9 protein-coding genes are annotated in these 8,766 nt (G+C 60.3%); 6 read left to right on the forward strand and 3 right to left on the reverse strand.

Annotated features, from left to right (window positions below; genetic code table 11):
- Positions 1–55: 55 nt before the first annotated feature.
- Together CFE47_RS27845 and purT are read left to right on the forward strand one after the other, a co-directional pair.
- Positions 56–523, forward strand: a complete 468-nt coding sequence (locus CFE47_RS27845) for a preQ0 transporter (RefSeq protein WP_286841954.1) — start codon at positions 56–58, stop codon at positions 521–523.
- Between the two features lie 69 nt (positions 524–592).
- Complete coding sequence (gene purT / locus CFE47_RS27850) at positions 593–1,774, forward strand: formate-dependent phosphoribosylglycinamide formyltransferase (RefSeq protein WP_185708145.1); 1,182 nt, start codon at positions 593–595, stop codon at positions 1,772–1,774.
- Between the two features lie 94 nt (positions 1,775–1,868).
- On the opposite strand, the gene CFE47_RS27855 is transcribed toward purT, so the two are convergent.
- The 3 genes from CFE47_RS27855 to CFE47_RS27865 all read right to left on the reverse strand — a co-directional run bounded on the left by CFE47_RS27855 (position 1,869) and on the right by CFE47_RS27865 (position 5,600).
- Positions 1,869–3,179 carry an MFS transporter gene (locus CFE47_RS27855; protein WP_286841957.1) on the reverse strand — a complete coding sequence of 437 codons (1,311 nt, stop codon included), beginning with the start codon at positions 3,177–3,179 and terminating at the stop codon, positions 1,869–1,871.
- A 357-nt stretch (positions 3,180–3,536) separates the two neighbouring features.
- On the reverse strand, positions 3,537–4,775 hold the full coding sequence (locus CFE47_RS27860) for a transporter associated domain-containing protein (protein ID WP_185708143.1): 1,239 nt from the start codon (positions 4,773–4,775) through the stop codon (positions 3,537–3,539).
- Between the two features lie 12 nt (positions 4,776–4,787).
- Positions 4,788–5,600 (reverse strand): cytochrome C assembly family protein, encoded by an 813-nt coding sequence (locus CFE47_RS27865; protein ID WP_376750110.1) that lies wholly within the window; start codon positions 5,598–5,600, stop codon positions 4,788–4,790.
- A gap of 235 nt (positions 5,601–5,835) precedes the next feature.
- Between CFE47_RS27865 and ffh the strand changes: the two genes are divergently transcribed.
- The 4 genes from ffh to trmD all read left to right on the forward strand — a co-directional run.
- Positions 5,836–7,212, forward strand: coding sequence for a signal recognition particle protein (gene ffh, locus CFE47_RS27870; RefSeq protein WP_017736777.1), 1,377 nt, complete (start codon positions 5,836–5,838; stop codon positions 7,210–7,212).
- A gap of 250 nt (positions 7,213–7,462) precedes the next feature.
- Positions 7,463–7,714 (forward strand): 30S ribosomal protein S16, encoded by a 252-nt coding sequence (rpsP, locus tag CFE47_RS27875; protein WP_025854836.1) that lies wholly within the window; start codon positions 7,463–7,465, stop codon positions 7,712–7,714.
- Between the two features lie 5 nt (positions 7,715–7,719).
- Positions 7,720–8,256 carry a ribosome maturation factor RimM gene (gene rimM / locus CFE47_RS27880; protein ID WP_056858695.1) on the forward strand — a complete coding sequence of 179 codons (537 nt, stop codon included), beginning with the start codon at positions 7,720–7,722 and terminating at the stop codon, positions 8,254–8,256.
- Positions 8,238–8,766 (forward strand): tRNA (guanosine(37)-N1)-methyltransferase TrmD (gene trmD / locus CFE47_RS27885; protein ID WP_286841960.1); only part of this gene is annotated, 529 nt, incomplete at its 3' end. The genes rimM and trmD, both read left to right, overlap by 19 nt.

Genomic DNA, 8,766 nt, shown 5'->3' on the forward strand with positions numbered 1-8,766 from the left:
CATATTTCCAATTGTGAAGTACCCTGTGCGGCATAACCCACAGGTCCACTTTCCCATGTTCTTCCTGATCGCCTACATCAGCAGCGTCGTGCTGATCAACTTCGCCTTCTCCACCGCCCCGCACCTGGATGTGATCTGGTCCGCCTGGGGTGGCCTGGTGTTCATCCTGCGTGACATGGTGCAAACCCGTTTCGGTCACGGCGCAATCGTTGCCATGCTCGCGGCGCTGGTGTTGTCGTACGTAACGTCCGACCCGGCCATCGCCCTGGCCAGCGCTACCGCATTCGCGGTATCCGAATGCATCGACTGGCTGGTATTCAGCATCACCAAGCGCCCACTCCACGACCGCCTGTGGATAAGTTCGGCGCTGAGCATTCCCCTGGATACCTTTATCTTTTTCGGCTTGATCGGCGCGCTTACCCCGGCTGTGGTAGGCACTGCGCTGGCGTCGAAATTCGCCGGGGTCACGGCGGTGTGGCTGATCATGGCCTGGCGCATTCGCCGGCGGGCCGTCGCCAACTGAGGCCAATTTTTACAGTTCATGTAAAATGCCGGCCTTTCTCCAAACGATCCGCTCCCCTGAGGACCTGAGATGACCCGAATCGGAACTCCATTGTCGCCAACCGCGACCCGCGTTTTGCTGTGTGGCTGCGGTGAGCTGGGCAAGGAAGTGGTAATCGAACTGCAACGCCTGGGCGTTGAAGTGATTGCCGTGGATCGCTACGCCAACGCCCCTGCCATGCAGGTTGCGCACCGTAGCCACGTGATCAACATGCTCGACGGCGCCGCGCTGCGTGCGGTGATCGAAGCCGAGAAACCGCACTTCATCGTGCCGGAAATCGAAGCCATCGCCACCGCCACCCTGGTCGAGCTGGAAGCCGAAGGCTTCACCGTGATCCCGACCGCGCGTGCCACCTCGCTGACCATGAACCGCGAAGGCATCCGCCGTCTGGCTGCCGAAGAGCTGGACCTGCCGACCTCGCCGTACCACTTCGCCGATACCTTCGAAGACTACAGCAAGGCCGTGCAAGACCTGGGCTTCCCGTGCGTGGTCAAGCCAGTGATGAGTTCGTCGGGCAAGGGCCAGAGCCTGCTGCGCAGCGCTGACGATGTCCAGAAAGCCTGGGAGTACGCCCAAGAAGGCGGCCGTGCCGGTAAAGGTCGCGTGATCATCGAAGGCTTTATCGACTTCGACTACGAAATCACCCTGCTGACCGTGCGCCACATTGGTGGCACCACGTTCTGTGCGCCGGTGGGTCATCGCCAGGAGAAGGGCGATTACCAGGAGTCGTGGCAGCCACAAGCCATGAGCCCGATTGCGCTGGCGGAATCTGAGCGTGTCGCCAAGGCAGTCACTGAAGCCTTGGGTGGCCGTGGCTTGTTTGGCGTGGAGTTGTTCATCAAGGGCGATCAAGTGTGGTTCAGCGAAGTCTCGCCGCGCCCGCATGACACCGGCTTGGTGACCCTGATTTCCCAGGACCTGTCGCAGTTTGCACTGCATGCTCGCGCCATTCTTGGCCTGCCAATCCCTTTGATCCGTCAGTTCGGGCCTTCGGCGTCGGCGGTGATCCTGGTGGAAGGGCAGTCGACCCAGACCGCATTCGCCAACCTGGGTGCGGCCTTGAGCGAACCGGACACGGCGCTGCGCCTGTTTGGCAAGCCGGAAGTGAATGGTCAGCGTCGGATGGGTGTGGCGTTGGCGCGGGATGAGTCGATTGAAGCGGCTCGGGCTAAAGCGACCCGTGCTTCCAAGGCTGTTGTAGTAGAGCTGTAACCGCGTCGAGCCCATCGCAGGCAAGCCAGCTCCCACACTTTGAATTGTGAATCCCTTCAAATGTGGGAGCTGGCTTGCCTGCGATAGCGGTGCATCAGGCAACGCGATTCAAATCATTATCCCGTGTCTCTTTCAGGCACAGCACAGCAATCAAGCTGAGCAACGCTGCCGCCGACACGTACCCGCCGACATAACTCAGCCCGCCCATCGCCACCAGTTTGGTCGCGAAGAACGGTGCCGCCGAGGCCCCAACGATCCCGCCCAGGTTATACGCCGCCGACGCGCCGGTATAACGCACGCGGGTCGGGAACAATTCCGGCAGCATCGCGCCCATAGGGGCGAAGGTCACACCCATCAGGAACAGCTCCAGCGCCAGGAATAGCGCTACGGCCCAGGTCGAACCGTGGGTCAGCAGGGGCTCCATGGTGAAGCCCGACAGGATCGCCAGTACCGCGCCAACGATCAGCACCGGCTTGCGCCCGAAGCGATCGCTGGCCAAGGCTGCCAAGGGCGTCGCCAGGCCCATGAACAACACCGCAAAGCACAGCAGGCCGAGGAAGGTTTCGCGGCTGTAGCCCAGGGTTGAAACACCGTAGCTCAGGGAAAATGCGGTGGTGATGTAGAACAGCGCATAACACACCACCATCGATGCAGCGCCCAGCAGCACCGGCAACCAGTGTTGGCTGAACAGTTCCACCAGCGGCACTTTGACCGGGGCTTCTTTTGCGACGGCATTGGCAAACACTGGGGTTTCATGAAGCTTGAGCCGCGCATACAAGCCGACCATCACCAGCGCAGCGCTTAGGATGAACGGAATGCGCCAGCCCCAGCTGCGGAACTGCTCGTCGCTCAAGCTCATGGCCAGGATCAGGAACAAGCCGTTGGCCGCCAGGAAACCAATCGACGGGCCCAATTGCGGGAACATGCCGAACCAGGCACGTTTGCCCTTCGGCGCATTTTCGGTCGCCAGCAACGCCGCGCCACCCCATTCCCCGCCAAGGCCAAGGCCCTGGCCGAAACGCAGCACACACAGCAGGATCGGCGCCCAGGCCCCGATGCTGTCATAGCCCGGCAGCAAGCCGATCAACGTGGTGCACACGCCCATCAACAGCAGCGAGGCCACCAGCGTGGATTTGCGCCCGATGCGGTCGCCAAAGTGGCCGAACAGCGCTGAACCCAGTGGGCGAGCGATAAAGGCGATACCGAAGGTCAGGAACGACGCGAGCATCTGCGCGGTGCCGGACGTCTGCGGAAAGAACACCGGGCCGATCACCAGTGCGGCGGCCGTGGCGTAGATGTAGAAGTCGTAGAACTCGATGGCGGTGCCGACGATGCTTGCGGTGGCAACCCGTGCGGTCGAGTTGGTCGGGGCAGCGGTCGCCGCCTCGTTATAGGTGGTGCTCATGGCGGTATCCCTGACGGTCTATTGCGCGTTTGGACGCGGATTATTATTGGTCGAACACCCATGGATCAGGGTTGTGCGCGGGGTGGCTCGGGATGGGAGCGAACACCGGTCAGACACGGTAAAACGGTGCCCGGACGCGTTTAGTGCGGGTAGCACGCGGTCGGGCGGGGCTTTGGTAAGCCGCAGGGATTATAGGAAGGGGTTTTGAAATACAACAAGAGGGACTGATGCACCGCAAATCAAATGTGGGAGCGGGCTTGCTCGCGAAAGCGGTGTGTCAGATGGCAAGTTTTTAGCTGATCCACCGCATTCGCGAGCAAGCCCGCTCCCACATTTCTATCGCGTTGCATCAGATGGTTATGCGGCGACGGGCATCCGGCTGGTGTGCCAGATCAATACCTTGCTCACCCGATTGTCCTCGGTCTCGAGGATTTCCAGGCGATAGCGCCCAATCTTCAGGCACACCGCACAGTCGGGAATCGTCTCCAGCGCTTCGGTCACCAAGCCGTTGAGGGTCTTGGGGCCATCGCTGGGCAGGTGCCAGCCCAGGCTCTTGTTCAATTCGCGGATCGAGGCGGCGCCGTCGATGATGTAGCGGCCATCCGGCTGGGGTTCGATGTGCGGGTTGTCGACATTCTGTTCGCTTTCGAACTCGCCGACGATTTCTTCGAGGATGTCTTCCAGGGTGACGATGCCCAGTACTTCGCCGTATTCATCCACCACCATGCCCAGACGGCGCTGTTGCTTGTGGAAGTTCAGCAATTGCAGCTGCAGGGGCGTGCTTTCCGGGACGAAGTAGGGTTCGTGGCAAGCGGCGAGCAACGCCTCTTTGGTCAAGCTGGCGTCCGGCAGCAGGTGCTGGATCTGCCGGGTGTTGAGCACCGCTTCTACCTGGTTGATGTCGCTGTGGAACACCGGCAGGCGCGTACGCTGTGAGGTGCGCAGCTGTTCAATGATTTCTTCGACCGAGTCGTCCAGGTTGATGCCGTCTACTTCGCTGCGGGGCACCAGGATGTCATTGACGGTGATGTTGTCCAGCGCATGGATCCCCGGCATGCCGGGTGTGCGGCTTTCGTCGGCTTCGGGCTCCGGGTCATCATCGTGATCGGGCAGCGGTTCGTCGCTTTTCTTGACCACGCCGGCCTTGCGCGCGAATGGGCGCAACAGCAGCAAGGCGATGCCATTGAGCAGCCAGGCGAAGGGATAGAGGATTTTCAGCGGCACGCCCAACAGCGTGTTGCCAAAGCCAAGCACCGCTTGCGGATGGCGAACGGCGAGGGCGCGGGGCAGGTAGTCGGCCAGTATCAGGAGGATCGCGCAGGAGATCAGCCAGCCCAGCCATGGGCCGTTTTGCGCCCAGGCGTAGATCGCCAGCAGGGTGCAGAGGATCACCACGGCGGCACGGCACAGGCTGTTGCACAGGATCAGGCTGTTGCGTGGAAAACTCAGGCGGGCGGCGGCTTTATCGCCCTGGCGTGTACCCGGGCGCAGCGCCAGCAGGTGTTGCTGGGCAGCCTCGATGGCGGTAAACAGCGCGGCCCATAACACCAGCAAGGCAATCACGGCGAGCATCGGCCCTAAGGGCAAGTTGTCCATGGTAGCTGCCCGTCAGATATGCAGGATGTATTCGCGAACCAGCTTGCTGCCGAAATAGGCCAGCATCAGCAGGCAGAAACCCGCAAGGGTCCAGCGGATCGCCTTGTGCCCACGCCAGCCGAGGCGGTTACGGCCCCACAGCAGCACGCTGAACACCACCCAGGCCAGGCACGCCAGCAGGGTTTTGTGCACCAGGTGCTGGGCGAACAGGTTTTCGACAAACAGCCAACCGGAGATCAGCGACAGCGACAGCAGGGTCCAGCCCGCCCACAGGAAACCGAACAGCAGGCTTTCCATGGTTTGCAGCGGCGGAAAGTTCTTGATCAGCCCGGACGGGTGCTTGTGCTTGAGCTGATGGTCCTGCAAGAGCAGGAGGAGCGCCTGGAACACCGCGATGGTGAACATGCCGTAGGCCAGGATCGACAGCAGGATGTGGGCGAGAATGCCCGGCTCTTCATCGATCACCTGCACTGTGCCGGTGGGCGCGAATTGCGCCAGCAACACCGTCAGCAGCCCCAGGGGGAATAGCAGGACCAGCAGGTTCTCCACCGGGATGCGATAGCACGCAATCAGCGTCAGGGCGATGACGGCAGCGGCGATCAGGCTGGCGGCGCTGAAAAAATCCAGGCCCAGGCCGACCGGCGTCATCAAGTGGGTAAACAGGCTGGCAGCGTGAGCCAGCAGGGCAAGGACACCAACGCCGACCAGCAGGCGTTTGTCCGCCTTGGTGCCTTGGGCCAGACGAGTGCCCTGATAGAGAGTCGCAGCGGCGTACAAAATGGCGGCGGCGAGGCTGGGTAGCAAACTGGGTGACAAAGGGAGCATAAATCCTGTTAGGCAAGCCCGAAAGGCGCTGAGTTTGGCATACCCCCGCGTAACACGAAAGACTCTCAAGCCAGACAGCGGGTGTGCATGGCGGCAGTCTTCGCTATAATCCGCGACCTGCCCACGCCGCAGGCTTGCCGAGCGCTGTTTTTAACAGCGATTTACTACAGCCTGGGCCGCCATTACCTCGGTCTAACACTGCACTTCGCTGAATTAGGGCCTGAAAGGATCGCGCATGTTTGAAAACTTGACTGACCGTCTCTCGCAGACGCTGCGCCACGTAACCGGCAAGGCCAAGCTGACCGAGGACAATATTAAAGACACCCTGCGCGAAGTGCGCATGGCTTTGCTGGAAGCCGACGTGGCCTTGCCGGTAGTGAAGGACTTCGTCAACTCGGTCAAAGAGCGCGCAGTGGGCACTGAAGTGTCCCGCAGCCTGACCCCGGGCCAGGCGTTCGTGAAGGTCGTCCAGGCCGAACTCGAAAGCCTCATGGGCGCGGCCAACGAAGACCTGAACCTCAGCGCCGTACCGCCAGCCGTCGTGCTGATGGCGGGTCTGCAGGGTGCTGGTAAAACCACTACCGCCGGCAAACTGGCGCGCTTCCTTAAAGAGCGCAAGAAGAAGTCCGTGATGGTGGTGTCGGCTGACGTCTACCGTCCGGCGGCTATCAAACAGCTGGAAATGCTCGCGGGTGAAGTGGGCGTGACCTTCTTCCCGTCCGACCTGAGCCAGAAGCCGGTCGACATCGCCAACGCTGCTATTAAAGAAGCGAAGCTGAAATTCATCGACGTGGTTATCGTCGATACCGCCGGTCGCCTGCACATCGACGAAGAGATGATGGGCGAGATCAAGGCGCTGCATGCCGCGATCAATCCGGTCGAGACGCTGTTCGTGGTCGACGCCATGACCGGCCAGGATGCGGCCAACACCGCCAAGGCCTTCGGCGACGCGCTGCCGCTGACCGGCGTGATCCTGACCAAGGTCGACGGCGACGCCCGTGGCGGTGCCGCGCTGTCGGTACGTGCCATCACCGGTAAACCGATCAAGTTCATTGGTATGGGCGAGAAGAGCGAAGCGCTCGAACCGTTCCACCCAGAGCGTATCGCCTCGCGCATCCTCGGCATGGGTGACGTGCTCAGCCTGATCGAACAGGCCGAAGCCACGCTCGACAAGGACAAGGCCGACAAACTGGCCAAGAAGCTGAAGAAGGGCAAGGGCTTCGACCTCGAAGACTTCCGCGACCAGCTGCAGCAAATGAAGAACATGGGCGGCCTTGGCGGCCTGATGGACAAGCTGCCGAACATCGGCGGTGTGAACCTGGCGCAAATGGGCAATGCCCAGGGCGCGGCAGAGAAGCAGTTCAAGCAGATGGAAGCCATCATCAACTCCATGACCCCGGCCGAGCGCCGCGACCCTGAGCTGATCAGCGGTTCGCGCAAGCGTCGGATCGCCATGGGCTCCGGCACCCAGGTGCAGGACATCGGTCGCTTGATCAAGCAACACAAGCAGATGCAGAAGATGATGAAGAAATTCTCCGCCAAGGGCGGTATGGCCAAGATGATGCGCGGCATGGGCGGTATGTTGCCCGGCGGCGGCATGCCGAAAATGTAAAGAATTCGAGCAAGAGCCCGCTCTTGCTCCGACCCACAGGGATGTGGGATCTCCAGCAAACCCGCCGTTGGCGGGGGCTGACTCGCCGTTTTAATCGACGGCTCTATAGCAGATCTGAATGGCACGCTGATAGGCGCCAGAAAAAGACATTTGCAAAAGTCCGGATATTCCTTAGAATATGCGGCCTTTCGGGCACCTATGCCCGCTGTGCATTTAGATTTGCAGCACCGACTACAGGAACGATGTTCACATGCTAACAATCCGTCTTGCCCTTGGCGGCTCCAAAAAGCGCCCGTTTTACCACTTGACCGTAACTGACAGCCGCAACCCACGTGACGGCTCTCACAAGGAACAAGTTGGCTTCTTCAACCCGATCGCTCGTGGTCAAGAAGTTCGTCTGTCCGTGAACCAAGAGCGCGTAGCCTACTGGCTGAGCGTTGGTGCACAACCATCTGAGCGTGTTGCTCAGCTGTTGAAGGACTCGGCTAAGGCCGCAGCCTGAGCAATATGAACGCGACGCCAGCTGTTGCTGATGATTTGATCGTTATCGGCAAGATTTACTCTGTTCATGGCGTTCGCGGCGAAGTGAAGGTGTATTCCTTTACTGATCCGACTGAAAACCTGTTGCAGTACAAAACCTGGACGCTCAAGCGCGAAGGTAGTGTGAAACAGGTCGAGCTGGTCAGTGGACGCGGGAGCGACAAGTTCCTGGTCGCTAAGCTCAAGGGTCTTGATGATCGTGAAGAAGCTCGTCTTCTGGCCGGTTATGAGATCTGCGTGCCGCGCAACCTGTTCCCTGAATTGACCGACGGCGAGTACTACTGGTACCAGCTGGAAGGTCTGAAGGTTATTGATCAACTCGGGCAATTGCTCGGGAAAATCGATCATCTTCTGGAAACCGGCGCCAATGATGTAATGGTGGTCAAGCCTTGCGCTGGCAGCCTGGATGATCGCGAACGCTTGCTGCCCTATACCGGGCAATGTGTGTTGGCAGTCGACCTGGCAGCGGGCGAGATGAAGGTGGAATGGGACGCGGACTTCTAAGCGTGGCTAATTTGCGCATTGAAGTGATCAGTTTGTTTCCCGAGATGTTTTCCGCCATCAGCGAGTACGGCATCACCAGTCGGGCGGTGAAACAGGGGCTTTTACAGCTCACCTGTTGGAACCCGCGAGACTACACGACGGATCGACATCACACTGTGGACGATCGCCCATTTGGCGGTGGCCCAGGCATGGTGATGAAGATCAAGCCCCTGGAAGACGCATTGGCCCAGGCCAAGGCCGCCGCCGGGGAGAAGGCGAAGGTAATTTACCTGTCCCCTCAAGGCCGTCAGCTGAAACAGGCTGCGGTACGCGACATGGCGAATGAGGAAGCATTAATCCTGATTGCCGGTCGCTATGAAGGCATTGACGAGCGTTTTATTGATGCTCATGTCGATGAAGAGTGGTCGATTGGGGACTATGTCCTGTCTGGCGGCGAGCTGCCGGCGATGGTCCTGATAGATGCGGTTACACGACTGCTGCCTGGAGCTTTAGGGCATGCGGACTCCGCGG

Origin of the sequence: Pseudomonas sp. PGPPP1 (genome assembly GCF_002255865.1) — a bacterium.
GTDB lineage: Bacteria > Pseudomonadota > Gammaproteobacteria > Pseudomonadales > Pseudomonadaceae > Aquipseudomonas > Aquipseudomonas cremoris.

Bases quoted from the DNA above. Each gene is read 5' to 3' on its own strand.
- CFE47_RS27845 (WP_286841954.1), top strand. From the start codon at position 56: ATGTTCTTCCTGATCGCCTACATCAGCAGCGTCGTGCTGATCAACTTC.
- purT (WP_185708145.1), top strand. From the start codon at position 593: ATGACCCGAATCGGAACTCCATTGTCGCCAACCGCGACCCGCGTTTTG.
- CFE47_RS27855 (WP_286841957.1), bottom strand. From the start codon at position 3,179: ATGAGCACCACCTATAACGAGGCGGCGACCGCTGCCCCGACCAACTCG.
- CFE47_RS27860 (WP_185708143.1), bottom strand. From the start codon at position 4,775: ATGGACAACTTGCCCTTAGGGCCGATGCTCGCCGTGATTGCCTTGCTG.
- CFE47_RS27865 (WP_376750110.1), bottom strand. From the start codon at position 5,600: ATGCTCCCTTTGTCACCCAGTTTGCTACCCAGCCTCGCCGCCGCCATT.
- ffh (WP_017736777.1), top strand. From the start codon at position 5,836: ATGTTTGAAAACTTGACTGACCGTCTCTCGCAGACGCTGCGCCACGTA.
- rpsP (WP_025854836.1), top strand. From the start codon at position 7,463: ATGCTAACAATCCGTCTTGCCCTTGGCGGCTCCAAAAAGCGCCCGTTT.
- rimM (WP_056858695.1), top strand. From the start codon at position 7,720: ATGAACGCGACGCCAGCTGTTGCTGATGATTTGATCGTTATCGGCAAG.